The organism is Kitasatospora sp. NPDC058190 (assembly GCF_042883685.1).
Taxonomy (GTDB): Bacteria; Actinomycetota; Actinomycetes; order Streptomycetales; family Streptomycetaceae; genus Kitasatospora.
In genome coordinates, this window is the sequence record NZ_JBHVVI010000056.1 from 20,210 (window position 1) to 34,011 (window position 13,802).

Here is a 13,802-nt window from a genome sequence, read left to right on the forward strand (position 1 = left end):
GGTTCATGCCGCCGATCAGCCGAGTCGGCGCGCGGTATTGCGGACGGGTAGACGCAGCAGCTCGTGCAGGGCAACGCCGTGCTCGGCCCACAGACGGAGCCGGTCGCGGTCGACCCAGTACACCTGGTGCAGGTCGCCCCAGGTCCTGGCGTTGCGGGTGAAGGAGCCGTTGGTGACGACGACCGCGACGTCGGCGCCGTGCACGGGTCCGGCAGTGCCCTTGACCTGGTACATCACCTGGGAACCGACCTTGCCGCCGACCTTGGTGTGCTTGGCCTGCAGCACGATCCGGCCGAGGCCCGGGTGGTGGCCGATCACGTCGGCGGCTACTCGTCCGGGGAACGAGCGGCTGCCGGGAGTGGTCGCCTGATCGCTCCGGTTGCCGCGGTGTCCTCGACTTCGTCGTCTTCGAGCGTCAAACAGCTCAAGCCTGCCCTCGGCCGGCGTCTGCTCGAGGTCAGGAAGGATGCCGGTATCACCGCTCGGACGCTGGCCGTCTCGGCAACGGGGCGAAGTGCTCACGGATCGAACGCGGGACAACGCCCCGTCCGATGCGGACATTCATGCCTGGACCAGCCGCGCCGACCACCGGTTGCAGACGGACCACCCCGGGAACATGCTGGTACAGCATGCCGTGGCCTGCCGCGAGCATGACGAGTATCCCGGGAAGTCCCCAGGGGTGCTCACGTTCCCCACTTGATCCGGCATCGAACGTGGGGGCTGGGCCGTCCAGTTGTGAAGCGTTCGGGCCGCACCGCGCCTCCGAGGCCGCCGTCGGCATCACTTCGCGATGAGCTGGGCCCACTCGCCCTTGACCGCACGCCCCGGCCCTGGTGCCGGCGGGCTACCGGGCGGACCAGCCGGAGGTGGGGTTGTTCAAGAAGCGCCATCAAGCAGGGCCTGCGTCTGACCGGCCCCGGCTGATGGCCTGAGCTGATAGGAGACGGAGATGGCTGTGCAGTCCGATGCGTCCGGATGGACGCTCACCCGTGTGTCTGCCGGAGGGACTCATTCGCCCAAGGACATCACGGTCACTTGGACGGGGACCTGCCCGGAGGAGACCGGCAGAGCCGACGCCCATATGTTCCACGGCAAGGCCCCCATCAGCCTGACCCAGGCCGAGTGTCGGCGGGGCGAGTTCACCGCGACGTTCATGCTCTACGACTACGAGGACCGTGGTCTCAAGAAGGGGCAGGGCAACGATCTCGTGCTCCGCATTCTCGCTGACCACATGATGGTCGACCTCAAGGGGACGATCAACCTGTAGCGGGATTGGCTGCCCGGCGTACACGCGCCGGGAGCACCGCACCCTGCGCGTGGCCCTGAGGCCGCCAACCGGGCGAAAGAAGTGACGACGCCATCTGATGGTGTGTCATCGCTCACCGCGCGTGAACACGAGGTCCTGCTGCTCCTCGCGCAGGGCCACAGCAACGCCGAGATCGCCGCCCGCCTCGGCATGGGCGACGAGACGGTCAAGACCCGCGTCTCGCGGATCCTCTCCAAACTGAACCTGCGAGACCGCGTCCACGCCGTCGTCTACGCGCGCCTCCACGGCCTGGTCCGCTGACCGGCCACGGCCCGGGTCCGGAAGCCTGCGCTCACGCCCCGCAACGCCCCAGCCCGGTGACCGAGTTCAGTACACCGTGCGACCGGGTGCGGCCCCGGCGCTCAGCGACGGGGCCGCGCGGCCAATCGCGTTGAACGCCTTGCGTTGAACGCAACTCCTCCCACAGTGCGGCAGCGACGGCGACCTCGGTACCGGCGAGCCCGACGGAGCAGAAGACGGTGATCTCGTCAGCGCTGCTCCGTCCAGGCACGGCTCCCGCCAGAACGGCACCGAGGTCCACCATGCGGTCGGCGGGGAAGACGTGAGGTTCGGTGTAGTTGGCCGCCTGGGCAAGCGAGTCCGTGAGGAGAAGTCGAGCCCGGTCTGCCATAGCAGCGGGCACTTCGTGGCGCGAGAGCGTCTTGGGCCCGAGCGTCGTCACATGCGTCCCCGGCGCGATCCAGTCGGCATCCAGGACTGGCACCGTGCTGTTCGTCGCGAGGACCACGACGTCGTGATCACGCACCGCCTCCTCCACCGCATCCACCGCTCGCACCTTCACCCCCAACTCGTCGGCAGCGCGCCGGGCGAACGCTGTCGCGCGCTCTGGCCGGCGGGCCACTACCGTGGCGGCCGTCACCGGCCGCACCGCACAGATCGCCCACAGCTGAGTCCACGCCTGTGCCCCCGCCCCCACCAGTCCGAGCCGGATCGGCCCGGGATTCGCCGCCGCGTCCACCGCCACGGCGCCGATGGCACCGGTCCGCCGAGCACCCAACTCGTCACCGTGCACGACGACCCGGAGCCGGCCGTCCTCGGAGTCCCACACGGCCACCAGTTGTTCCGCCCCGACCACGGTGTCGTAGGAACGGAAGCCGAACAGCTTCTCCGCGCGCAGTTGTCCCGCTGTGAACACCAGCTGTCCGCTCCCGAGGTCGGCGTGGACCCGCGGCGGCGCATCGACAACGCCTCCATGCGCGGCCACGAGGGCGTCCCGCACGGCGCGGACGGCCGTGGGAGCATCGAGGCGAGTACGGACGTCGTCGTCATTCAGCAACAGCACGGACACCGGAGCACTTCCTTCGCGGAGCAGCGAGAGCGGGATCACTCTGTCGGACCAGCCCGCTGCGGTCATCCGTCTCGGGCCGGAGACGAGATCCTCTCCGAGCCCTACGCCGAGGCGCGGGCGCCCCGGCCCCGACGGCTGAACCAGCGGAGTTCATGCCGACATTCGGGCCAGACCGGGGATCGGTTCGGGCCAGCTCCGGGCAATCGCGGCTCCCGGACGACGGGACGGTGCTTACCGTCGACACGACTGTTGCGCCCGTTCCGTCGTCAGCCCGCATCGCGTGTAAGGCCGAGGTAGGGAGTCCGCACCGTGCCGTCCTTGCTGCACTACGAGATCGTGTCGAATCCGACGTCGCTCCGAGCGTCGCTCACGGGCGAACCGTCCCTGGGGACGGTGTACGTGATCGTCTCCAACACCCACCAGTCCCCGGTGGTGTGGGACTACATCGATGTGGCCATGCCGCTGCTCGCCCTGTCCTCGAACCTGACGGACGATCCCTCGGCGGTCACCGCGAGCATCGAGCGGACGTACCAGAGCCCGCGGGACGACGCGCTGGAGTTCGCGTGGGACAACGACAACGACTGCTTCCGGGCGCAGCTCTCCCGCACGCCGGTTCCCACTCACAGGAACGCGCTCCTGCCCGCCCACGGGGCGCTGGTGCTGAAGCTGGAGAACATCCCGGTCTCCGAGGGCGCGGGCCTGAGCCTGCTGGAGATCCGGGAGAAGGCGGGCGGCGGCGACGACAACCTCGCCATGCGGCACGACCACTACACCACCCACCTCGGTCTGGCGAAGCAGACGCCGCGGGTCCCGCGCAGCTTCCGTCCGCAGAAGTCCCTGCTGAACGGTGACGCGAACGAGCCGCTCGTGCTCCAGTGGGACGGGCCCAACGACCTCGACTACGCGATCCTCGACCAGACGGGGGCCGAGGTCCACCGCGAACCGGCGGTGCCGGGCGCGGCTGCGGCCCACCAGGAGTACTCCTGGAAAACCTCCGCCCCGAAGCGCGGCACCACCTACACCCTCGTCGCGAAGGCGCCCGGTGCCGGGCAGCAGCGCGGGTACTTCCTCACCACCACCGTCCATGCGGTCGTCCCCGAGTTCGAGAGCGGGACGCGCACCCTGTGGGTGGAGGGGACGGTGAACAAGGGCCGGGTCACTTTCGCCGCGGACGGCGTGGAGGCCCACCGCCCGAACGGCAGTTTGGGAAGGGTAACGGCCGACGACGTCACCACCCGTGTGGTCCAGGGGCTCACCGACAGCGCCGGCTGGATCACCTTCCCGGACCGCGGCGTCAACGTCTACCACGGCCACGACGCCACTCCGGGCGTTCTCACGGCTGCCCGGGTCGACGCGGAGGGCGTCGACACCACGTGGGTGGGCAGGCGCGAGGCCGGCCAGGGCTGGATCGAGTTCACCGAGCCCGGCGCCACCCTCTACAAGGACGACGGGAGGCAGGAGCGCGGCACCCTCACCGCCGACAAGGTCGACGTCAGTGGCGTGAACACCACCTGGGTGGGCGATCGCGATGGCGGCAAGGGCTGGGTGGAGTTCCCGCAGTCCGGCATCAACGTCCGCAAGGACGGCGGCGATGCCTGGGGCAACGTCGCCGCCGACAAGGCCGACCTCAACGGCATCAACACCAAGTGGGTCCAGGGCCGCGGCACCGGGGACGGCTGGATCGAGTTCCCCCCGGAAGGCGTGCGCGTCCTGCGCGACGGTGGTCACGACCTCGGCGCCGTCATCGCCGGCAAGGCGAACCTGCACGAGCTGCACACGGTCGAGGCCCGGGTCTCCGGCGAGGCGCACGTGAAGGGGCTGCTGACCGTGGGCGGCGGGATGAAGCTCAGCCACGACGGTGAGCGGATGTTCGTCACCATGCCGGACCGGATCATCTTCTACGGGATCAACGAGTTCAAGAAGTGGGTGAGCCTGGAGCGGGGCATGGCGGTCTCCTTCCAGACCGGCGGCGTCTCGATGACCAAGGAGAACGGGGTGCTGTTCAGGGGCAGCGACGTCCAGATCCAGCAGGGGCAGCTCTCCATCTCCACCGGCAACCCGCCGCAGGTGCGCGTCCTGTAGCGAGTGTTCGACGGCCCGCCCCGCGCAGGGACACCGCGCGAGGCGGGCCGTCCGCTGCGCGGCCAGGAGCTGGGCCGATCATCCATAGGGCGAGTGGGAACGGTTGCGGCCGTTCCTTCCGGTCAGCAACAGGCGTTGCGGCCGGTGGCGCGACCACCGGCAGGTGATCGACGGGATCCTGCACCGGGTGCGGACCGGAGTGCACTGGCGTGACCTGCCCGAGCAGTTCGGTCCGTGGAAGACGGTTTACGAACGCCACCGGCTGTGGTCGGCCGACGGGACCTGGGAGCGCCTGCTCCAGCAGGTCCAGGCCGAAGCGGACGCGGCCGGCGACATCGACTGGAACATCGCCGTCGACTCCACCATCGTCCGCGCCCACCAGCATGCGGCCGGCGCCCGTGCCGATCCGCCACCAGCCGGACGAGACACCGTGGCAGGGCCTCGTCGCCCGCCTGGTGGAGGTGGTGCGGCAGGTGGGCGGGGCTGCGCGCGACCGCTGGCCGAGGGCACGGGGAAATTCGGTTGCCGCGGGCCGCCGTCTCGATCATGATCTCCCGCATGGACTTTTGATGACTGCCACGTAGTACGTACCTGTCGCGCGATCGACCTCGGAGCCTGACGACCCGGCCCCGGGGCGATGGGTCGCGCCCCTCGTGAGCATCCGTCAGAGAGCGGGAGCCGCCGAGTGAGTTCGGCATGCGCTCCTGCTGAGTCCTGAAAGCACCCAACACACATGAATACCGACCGCAAGGCCCTGTGGGCCGTGCGTCAGTCCGCCCTGCCCACTGTCGTCCGGTCCTGCCCGGACTGCCCCGGCATGCGGCACCGCGCCTCGGGGAAGATCCGCGCCAACGCGAACGGCAAGCTGCTCGACGTCTGGCTGCTGCTGAGCTGCGCGACGTGCGACCGGACCTCGAAGGTGCCCGTCCACGAGCGCGTCCACGTCTCGACGCTGGAGCCGGCCCGGCTGGTGGCGTACGAGATCAACGACCCGGCAGCGGTACGGGAGTTGGTGATGAGCGTGGCGCTCGCGGCGAAGAACCGGTACCGGCTCGACTGGACCGGGACGTGGGAGCTGGAGACCGGCATGCCGCTGTACGCGCTCGACGACCCGAACCCGCTCTCGGTGCAGGTGCGCTTCGAGCTGCCCGCGCCGGTCCGGGTGGAGCGGCTGCTCCAGCTCGGTCTCGGCCTGAGCCGGGCCGAGGTGCGCCGTCTGGTCGCGGACGGGCGGATCCGCCTGCCGTTCGCGCCGGACGCCAAGGCGCACCAGGACTTCGAACTCACCATCCACGGACCCGGTTCCGTCGATGCGGCCAAGCACGCGAAGTCCCTCGATGCGCCCGACGCCGAACGCACCGACCTGGATCGGATCGGGCTGCCGCCCGCACCCGGCCGGGAGCTCCCACGCCGGGCCACGGCGGCTAGGACTTGCCCGGTCGATCATGTGCGGAGCCAGATGACGAGGGCGGCTGCGGTGACGGTTCCGAGGTAGACGTATCCGCGTTTGTCGTATCGGGTTGCGACTGCTCTGGCGTGCTCGAGCTTGTTGATGGCCCGTTCGACGGTGTTCCGGTTCTTGTACCGCTCCAGGTCGAATGCCGGTGGCCGCCCTCCGCGCGATCCCTTGCGCAGGCGGGCGGCCTGGCTGTCGGTCTTCTCCGGGATCGTGTGCCGGATGCCGCGTCCGCGCAGGTAGTCGCGGCACGGCCCGTTGCTGTACGGCCTTGTCAGCGGCCAGACTGTCGGGCTTCTTGCGGGGCCTGCCCGGCCCGATCCGCGGGACACGGAGCTTCTCCAGCACTGGCTCGAACTGCGTGCAGTCCGCCCGCTGCCCTGGTGTGATGATCAGGGACAGCGGGCGGCAGCGGCCGTCCGCACTCAGGTGGACCTTGGTGGTGAACGCCCCGCGCGGGCGTCCAAGGCCCTCACCTCCCGCACCACCTCCACCAGGCGGGCGACGAGGCCCTGCCACGGTGTCTCGTCCGGCTGGTGGCGGATCGGCACGGGCGCCGGCCGCGTCCGCTTCGGGATCGGCGGGCCGAGCGGAGCCGGGAGTCCGCTTGGGGGCAGGTGGAACCGGGATGGTCCGGGCGGCGGTGCCGAGCAGCCGTACCACAGCCCGGGACCTGCCGGGGAACCCGTCCGGGTTCAGACAGTGTGCAGGCCCTGTGCGGCGAAGATCGCCCGGGCTCGGGCGATCTGGTCCGGCGCGGGCACCGGGGTGTCGGCGAGGGGGAAGTCGAGCCCGAGGGCGCGCCACTTGGCGGCGCCGAGTTTGTGGAAGGGCAGGACGTCGACCCGGGTGACGTTGCCGAGCGAGGCGGCGAAGGCGGCGACGCCCTCGATGTTCGCGGCGGGGTCGGTCAGGTGTGGCACGAGGACGAACCGCAGCCAGACCTCCCTGCCCAGGTCGGCCAGGCGGCGGGCGAAGTCGAGCGTGGGGCCGAGCCGCTGTCCGGTCAGGTGCCGGTAGAGGGCGCGGTCCCAGGACTTGATGTCGAGCAGGACGAGGTCGGTGTCGGCGAGCAGCGTGTCGTCGGCGCGGGCGCCGAGGAAGCCGGAGGTGTCCAATGCGGTGTGCAGGCCGAGTTCGTGCTTGAACCGGTGCAGCAGTTCGCCGGTGAGGGCGGGTTGGAGGAGCGGCTCACCGCCGCTGACGGTGGCGCCGCCGCCTGAGGCGCGGATGAATTCGGTGTACTTGGCGGCCTCGCGCACGATCTCCTCGGCCGAGCAGGGGCGGCCGTGGTGCATGGAGCGGGTGTCGGGGTTGTGGCAGTACAGGCAGCGCAGCGGGCAGCCGGCGAGGAAGGTGACGAAGCGAGTGCCGGGACCGTCGACACCCGTGGACAGGTCCCAGGAGTGCAGCATGCCGGTGACCGGTTGCGGGGCGGCCGTGGCCATGGAGGTGTGCTCCTTCTGCGGGGCGGCGCGGTGCCGGCGCCGGTGGTCGGGGGGGCGCCGGCACCGCGAGCGGGTGTCGGGGGCTACAGCACGTCGTGGAAGGTGCGGCCGATCACGTCGAGCTGCTGTTCGCGGGTGAGCCGGACGAAGTTGACCGCGTAGCCGCTGACCCGGATGGTGAGCTGCGGGTACTTCTCCGGGTGGGCCATGGCGTCCAGGAGGGTGTCCCGGTTGAGGACGTTGACGTTCATGTGGAAGCCGTGGCAGGTGGTGTAGCCGTCCAGCACACCGACCAGGTTGCGCACCCGTTCCTCGGGGGTGCGGCCGAGCGCGTCCGGGGTGACGGTGTTGGTGAGCGAGATGCCGTCCTCGGCGTGCTCGTACGGGAGCTTGGCGACAGACAGTGCCCCGGCCACGTAGCCGTGGACGTCGCGCCCGTTCATCGGGTTGGCGCCGGGGGAGAACGGTTCGCCGGCGCGGCGGCCGTCCGGGGTGTTGCCGGTCTTCTTGCCGTAGACGACGTTGGAGGTGATGGTGAGCACGGACTGGGTGTGCTCGGCGCCCCGGTAGGTGGGGTGCTTGCGGACCTTCGCCATGAACTCCTCGACCAGCCGGACCGCGATCTCGTCCGCCCGGTCGTCGTTGTTGCCGTACGCCGGGTAGTCGCCGTCGACCAGGTAGTCGGTGACCAGGCCGGTCTCGTCCCGTACCGGCCTGACCTCGGCGTACCTGATCGCGGACAGCGAGTCGGCGGCCACCGCGAGTCCGGCGATGCCGCAGGCCATGGTGCGCCGGACGTCCCGGTCGTGCAGGGCCATCTCGATCCGCTCGTAGGCGTACCTGTCGTGCATGTAGTGGATGACGTCGAGCGCGTGGACGTACGTCCCGGCCAGCCACTCCAGCTGCTCGTCGAGGCGGGCCAGTACCTCGTCGTAGTCGAGCACGGCTCCGCCGACCGGCTCGGTGGCCGGGCCGACCTGGGCGCCGGACCGCTCGTCCCGGCCGCCGTTGATCGCGTACAGCAGGGTCTTGGCGAGGTTGACCCGGGCGCCGAAGAACTGCATCTGCTTGCCGACCTCCATGGCGGAGACGCAGCAGGCGATGGCGGTGTCGTCGCCGAAGCGCGGGCGCATCAGCTCGTCCGACTCGTACTGGATCGAGGAGGAGTCGATGGACGCGCGGGCGCAGAACTCCTTGAAACCCTGCGGGAGTTGCGGGGACCAGAAGACCGTCATGTTCGGTTCGGGGGCCGGGCCCAGGTTGTAGAGGGTCTGCAGGTAGCGGAAGGAGGTCCGGGTGACGAGGGTGCGGCCGTCGGTGCCGATGCCGCCGATGGACTCGGTGACCCAGGTCGGGTCCCCGGAGAACAGCTCGTCGTACTCGGGGGTGCGCAGGAAGCGGACGATCCGCAGCTTGATGACGAAGTCGTCCACCAGTTCCTGGGCCTGCTGTTCGGTCAGGTGCCCGGCCGCGAGGTCGCGTTGGAGGTAGACGTCGAGGAAGGTCGAGGTGCGGCCGAGCGACATCGCCGCGCCGTTCTGCTCCTTGACCGCCGCCAGATAGGCGAAGTACAGCCACTGGACGGCCTCGCGGGCGGTGGCGGCCGGGCCCGAGATGTCCTGCCCGTAGGCCGAGGCCATCTCCTTGAGTTCCTCCAACGCCCGGATCTGCTCGGCGAGTTCCTCGCGTTCGCGGATGGTCTCCTCGAGCCGTGCCGGGTCGGTGGGCGCTGCGTCGAGCTCGGCCTTCTCGGCCCGTTTGGCCGAGATCAGCCGGTCCACGCCGTAGAGCGGGACGCGGCGGTAGTCGCCGATGATCCGGCCGCGGCCGTAGGCGTCCGGAAGCCCGGTGATGACGCCGGCCTTGCGGGCGGCGAGGATCTCCGGGGTGTAGGCGTCGAAGACGCCGTCGTTGTGGGTCTTGCGGTACCGGGTGAAGACCTTCTCCAGCTCCGGATCGACCGGGTAGCCGTAGGTTCGCAGCGCGCCCGCCACCATTCGCCAGCCGCCGTACGGCATGATCGCCCGCTTCAGTGGGGCGTCGGTCTGCAGGCCGACGATCAGCTCCTTCTCCCGGTCGATGTATCCGGGTGCGTGCGCGGTGATGCCGGCCGGGACATCGTGTGCGACGTCGTACACGCCCTTGGCGCGTTCCTCGGGGAAGCGGTCGGTGATCTGCCGCCACACGTCGGTGGTCCGCTCGGTGGGGCCGGTGAGGAAGCCGGCGTCGCCCTCGTACGGGGTGTAGTTGCGCTGGATGAAGTCGCGAACGTCGACGGTGTCCCGCCAGGATCCTTTCACGAAGCCGTCCCAGGCGACGGTGGTCCGCTCGTGCTGCGAGGTGGTCATCTCATGTCCTCTCAGGCCTGGTCGCCGTAGTAGGCCTGGCGCATCAGCTGCTGCATGTCGGCGAGCATCGGCATCCGGGGGTTGGCGGGGGCGCACTGGTCCTCGTAGGCGTTCATGGCCTGCTGGGGGAGGGCCGCCAGGAACGCGGCCTCGTCGACTCCGGCCGCCTTGAAGGAGCGCGGGATGCCGGCCCTGTCACGCAGGTCCTCCACCGCCGCCGCGAGGGACTCGACGCCCTGGTCGGGGGTGACGGCCGGCAGGCCGAGCATCCGGGCGATGGCCTGGTAACGCTCGGGGGCGGTGTAGTGCTGGTGCTTGGGCCAGCCGGTGACCTTGGCGGGGGCGGAGCCGTTCCAGCGGATCACGTGCGGCAGCAGCAGGGCGTTGGTGCGGCCGTGGGCGATGTGGAAGGTCGCGCCGAGGGTGTGGGCCATGGCGTGTACGGCGCCGAGGAAGGCGGAGCCGAAGGCCATCCCGGCGATCGTGCCGGCGTTGTGCATCCGCTCGCGGGCGAAGGGGTCGTCCGGGCCGTTCAGTACCGCGCGCTCCAGGTTGTCGAAGATCAGCCGGATGCCCTGGAGCGCGAGTCCGTCGGTGAAGTCGTTGGCGTAGACGGACACGTAGGTCTCGATGCAGTGGGTGAGCGCGTCGAAGCCGGTGTCCGCGGTCACGTGCTTCGGCAGGCCTGCGGTCAGCGTCGGATCCACGATGGCCACGCTCGGGGTGAGCGCGTAGTCGGCGAGCGGGTACTTCTGGCCGGTGGCGGTGTCGGTGATGACCGCGAACGGGGTGACCTCGCTGCCGGTGCCCGAGGTGGTCGGAACGCACACCAGCTTGGCCTTCTCGCCAAGGTCGGGAAAGGTGAAGGCGCGCTTGCGGATGTCGAAGAACTTCTCCTTCAGGTCCGCGAACTCCACCTCCGGGTGCTCGTACATCAGCCACATCACCTTGGCGGCGTCCATCGGCGAGCCGCCGCCCAGCGCGACGATCGTGTCCGGCTCGAACTCCCGCATCAGCGCGGCGCCCTTGCGGACGGTGTCGATGCTCGGATTCGGCTCGACGGAGTCGATGACCCGCACCTCGACCGGGTCGCGGCGCCGGCCGAGCACGCCCCGGATCCGCTCCAGGTGGCCGATGTCCACCATGGTCCGGTCGGTGACGACGACGATCCGGTGCGCGTTCGGCATGCTCGCCAGGTACTTGACCGAGTTGCGCTCGAAGTAGATCTTCGGCGGGACCTTGAACCACTGCATGTTGGTGTTGCGCCGCCCGATCCGCTTGATGTTGACGAGGTTCAGCGCCGAGACGTTCCCGGACACCGAGTTGTGCCCGTAGCTGCCGCAGCCCAGGGTCAGCGAGGGCGTGAAGGCGTTGTAGACGTCGCCGATGCCGCCCTGCGAGCTGGGCGCGTTCCAGATGATCCGGCAGGCCTTGACCGCGTGCCCGAACTCCTCGACGAACGCCGCGTCCTCGGTGTGCACCGCCGCCGAGTGTCCGAGGCCGTTGAACTCCACCATCGCGGCGGCCAGTTCGACGCCGTCCGCGCGGGAGCGGGCGGTGAGTACGGCCAGGACCGGGCAGAGCTTCTCCCGGGTCAGCGGCTCCTCGGGCCCGACCCGCTCGCAGTCGACGAGGATCACCGAGGTCTGCGCCGGCACCTCGAAGCCCGCCGCCTCCGCGACCTGCGCCGCCGAGCGGCCCACCACCTCGGCGTTCAATCGGTCGCCGGCGCACGCCGTACCGTCCCCGGTCCCGAACAGGTACCGCTCCAGCAGCGCCTTCTCCTCGGCGCTCGCGTGGTGCGCCTTCAGCGTTCGGAACTCGGACAGCGCCGCCTCCCGGATCTCCGCGTCCAGCACGACGGCCTGCTCGGAGGCGCAGATCATGCCGTTGTCGAAGGACTTCGACAGCACGATGTCGTTCACCGCCCGCTTCAGGTCCGCGCTCCTCTCCACGTACGCGGGGACGTTGCCCGCACCGACGCCCAGCGCCGGCTTTCCGCAGGAGTACGCGGCCCGCACCATCGCGTTGCCGCCGGTGGCCAGGACGGTGGCGACGTCCGAATGGTTCATCAGGGCGTGGGTGGTGGCCATCGACGGTTCCGCGATCCACTGGATGCAGTGCGCCGGGGCGCCGGCCGCCACCGCCGCGTCCCGGACGATCCGGGCCGCCTCGGCCGAGCAGCGTTGGGCCGACGGGTGGAAGGCGAACACGATCGGGTTGCGGGTTTTGAGCGCGAGCAGGCACTTGAAGATCGTGGTGGAGGTCGGGTTGGTCACCGGAGTGATGCCGGCGACCACCCCCACCGGCTCGGCGATCTCCACGATGCCGTCGATCTCGTCGCGGTTCACCACCCCGACCGTCCTGGTCCGGGCCATCACGTGGGTGACGTTCTCGCAGGCGAAGACGTTCTTCACCGCCTTGTCCTCGAAGACCCCGCGCCCGGTCTCCTCCACGGCCAGCACTGCGAGCCCGGTGTGCTCGGCCAACGCTGCCAGCGAGGCCTTCTTGACGATGTGATCGACCTGTTCCTGGGTGAACGAGGCGTACGCGGCCAGCGCTTCGAGCGCGTTCCGTACCAGCCGGTCGACGGCGGTGGGCGGCTGGGGCGTGAGGCTGGGAAGGCTGGTGCTCGCGGGAGCCGCCTTCGGCTCGTGGTGCGGGCGACGTGCCATGGTGGACCACCTCTCCGGACCATCGTCCGAGCTCAGGGCGCCGGGCGGGTGCCGTGCGCCTTCTCCTCAAGGCTTCCTCGTACGGCGCGCCGGGGGATCCGACCAATGGGACCCGCTTTCGGCCGAAGGTCCCGGGCCCGGCGCGCGGTTGGTCCCGCGGCCGGGACCCGGTGGACGGTTCAGTCGTGCGGTACGACGGCGACCGGGCCATGGGCGTGGTGGAGCACCGACTGGGCCACCGCCCCCAAGCGGGGTCCGGCCATCGGGTGCTGGGGAGCGCGCCGGCCGAGGACGACCAGCGAGGCGGTGCGGGAGGCTTCCACGAGCATCCGGCTCGGGCTCCACGGGCACACCTCCGCCGTCGTGCGGACCTCGGGGAACTTGTCCCGCCAACGCGACAGCGCGTCCTGGAGCCGCACCTGCTCGGCGGCCGCCAGGGACTCCCCGATCTCCCGCGCGCCCACCGGCGCCTCGGTGGTGTACGGCCCGTGGAAGGTGTTGCGGCTCTCCATCACCCGCAGCCGGGCGCCGGTGCCGGCCGCGTGCCGGAACGCGAAGGCGAGCACCGCGTCGCACGGCCGGTCGCCCTCGACGCCCACGACGACGGGGCCGGGCGCCGCGGCCGGTCCGTCCGTCCCGGTTCCTCCGTCCGATCCGGCGCGGACCAGCACCACCGGGCAGTCGGTTCGGGAGGCGGCGCGCAGCCCGACCGAGCCGACCAGCAGCCCGGTGAAGCCACCCAGGCCGCGCGACCCGAGGACCAGCAGCGCGGCTCGCCGGGAGGCGGCGGCGAGTGCGTGGGCCGGGTTCCCGGGGATGATCTCGCAGGAGACCGCCAGGTCGGGCAACTCGGCCCGGATCCGGTCCCGAATCTCGGCCACCGGGCCCGGCAGCTCGCTGCTGCCGCCGAGGTCGCGGTCGAGCGCGTCCACCTCGCCGCCGGCGACAAGGACCATCCGCAGCGCGAGCCCGTTCCGGTGGGCCTCGCGGGCGGCCCACTCGGCCGCCGCCGCACTTTGTGCCGAGCCGTCGATCCCCACCACCACGCTGTGCGACATCTCTGTGACCTCCCTGGTCGGCGGAGGACCGCGACACCCGTAGGCGCGGTCCCGTCCGGCGACCAGACTCCCGCCGTGCCGGCGTTCGGCCACAGGGGCCGAGCAGCCCCACCTCGGTGC

The 13,802-nt window shown here is 70.6% G+C and carries 8 protein-coding genes and 3 pseudogenes; 5 read left to right on the plus strand and 6 right to left on the minus strand.

Going from position 1 to position 13,802, the window contains the following annotated elements:
* Window positions 1-15: 15 nt before the first annotated feature.
* A pseudogene (locus ACFVWU_RS24440) lies at window positions 16-336 on the minus strand (restriction endonuclease); the annotation flags it as partial.
* Between the two features lie 613 nt (window positions 337-949).
* On the opposite strand from ACFVWU_RS24440, the gene ACFVWU_RS24445 reads away from it, so the two are divergent.
* Both ACFVWU_RS24445 and ACFVWU_RS24450 read left to right on the plus strand, forming a co-directional pair.
* Entirely contained in the window at window positions 950-1,267 is a 318-nt protein-coding gene (locus ACFVWU_RS24445; RefSeq protein WP_387624702.1) for a hypothetical protein, read from the plus strand.
* A gap of 102 nt (window positions 1,268-1,369) precedes the next feature.
* Window positions 1,370-1,567 (plus strand): annotated as a pseudogene (locus tag ACFVWU_RS24450) (response regulator transcription factor); the annotation flags it as partial.
* Between the two features lie 31 nt (window positions 1,568-1,598).
* Here the strand turns inward: ACFVWU_RS24450 and ACFVWU_RS24455 are convergent.
* Window positions 1,599-2,615, minus strand: a complete 1,017-nt coding sequence (locus tag ACFVWU_RS24455) for an ornithine cyclodeaminase family protein (RefSeq protein ID WP_387624705.1) — start codon at window positions 2,613-2,615, stop codon at window positions 1,599-1,601.
* Window positions 2,616-2,924: 309 nt separating this feature from the next.
* On the opposite strand from ACFVWU_RS24455, the gene ACFVWU_RS24460 reads away from it, so the two are divergent.
* From ACFVWU_RS24460 to ACFVWU_RS24470, 3 genes and pseudogenes are all read left to right on the plus strand, one after another.
* Window positions 2,925-4,697, plus strand: coding sequence for a hypothetical protein (locus ACFVWU_RS24460; protein WP_387624708.1), 1,773 nt, complete (start codon window positions 2,925-2,927; stop codon window positions 4,695-4,697).
* Window positions 4,698-4,800: 103 nt separating this feature from the next.
* Window positions 4,801-5,148 (plus strand): annotated as a pseudogene (locus ACFVWU_RS24465) (IS5 family transposase); the annotation flags it as partial.
* Window positions 5,149-5,430: 282 nt separating this feature from the next.
* Window positions 5,431-6,192 (plus strand): DUF1062 domain-containing protein, encoded by a 762-nt coding sequence (locus ACFVWU_RS24470; protein ID WP_387624711.1) that lies wholly within the window; start codon window positions 5,431-5,433, stop codon window positions 6,190-6,192.
* Between the two features lie 656 nt (window positions 6,193-6,848).
* Here the strand turns inward: ACFVWU_RS24470 and pflA are convergent.
* The 4 genes from pflA to ACFVWU_RS24490 all read right to left on the minus strand — a co-directional run bounded on the left by pflA (window position 6,849) and on the right by ACFVWU_RS24490 (window position 13,682).
* On the minus strand, window positions 6,849-7,601 hold the full coding sequence (gene pflA, locus ACFVWU_RS24475) for a pyruvate formate-lyase-activating protein (RefSeq protein WP_387624713.1): 753 nt from the start codon (window positions 7,599-7,601) through the stop codon (window positions 6,849-6,851).
* Between the two features lie 83 nt (window positions 7,602-7,684).
* Entirely contained in the window at window positions 7,685-9,949 is a 2,265-nt protein-coding gene (pflB, locus tag ACFVWU_RS24480; protein ID WP_387624715.1) for a formate C-acetyltransferase, read from the minus strand.
* An 11-nt stretch (window positions 9,950-9,960) separates the two neighbouring features.
* Window positions 9,961-12,624, minus strand: coding sequence for a bifunctional acetaldehyde-CoA/alcohol dehydrogenase (gene adhE / locus ACFVWU_RS24485; RefSeq protein ID WP_387624718.1), 2,664 nt, complete (start codon window positions 12,622-12,624; stop codon window positions 9,961-9,963).
* Window positions 12,625-12,803: 179 nt separating this feature from the next.
* On the minus strand, window positions 12,804-13,682 hold the full coding sequence (locus tag ACFVWU_RS24490; RefSeq protein ID WP_387624721.1) for a universal stress protein: 879 nt from the start codon (window positions 13,680-13,682) through the stop codon (window positions 12,804-12,806).
* Window positions 13,683-13,802 lie beyond the last annotated feature (120 nt).

Excerpts from the sequence above, each read along its gene's own strand:
- pflB (WP_387624715.1), bottom strand. The coding sequence starts at position 9,949 with ATGACCACCTCGCAGCACGAGCGGACCACCGTCGCCTGGGACGGCTTC.
- adhE (WP_387624718.1), bottom strand. The coding sequence starts at position 12,624 with ATGGCACGTCGCCCGCACCACGAGCCGAAGGCGGCTCCCGCGAGCACC.
- ACFVWU_RS24470 (WP_387624711.1), top strand. The coding sequence starts at position 5,431 with ATGAATACCGACCGCAAGGCCCTGTGGGCCGTGCGTCAGTCCGCCCTG.
- pflA (WP_387624713.1), bottom strand. The coding sequence starts at position 7,601 with ATGGCCACGGCCGCCCCGCAACCGGTCACCGGCATGCTGCACTCCTGG.
- ACFVWU_RS24445 (WP_387624702.1), top strand. The coding sequence starts at position 950 with ATGGCTGTGCAGTCCGATGCGTCCGGATGGACGCTCACCCGTGTGTCT.
- ACFVWU_RS24490 (WP_387624721.1), bottom strand. The coding sequence starts at position 13,682 with ATGTCGCACAGCGTGGTGGTGGGGATCGACGGCTCGGCACAAAGTGCG.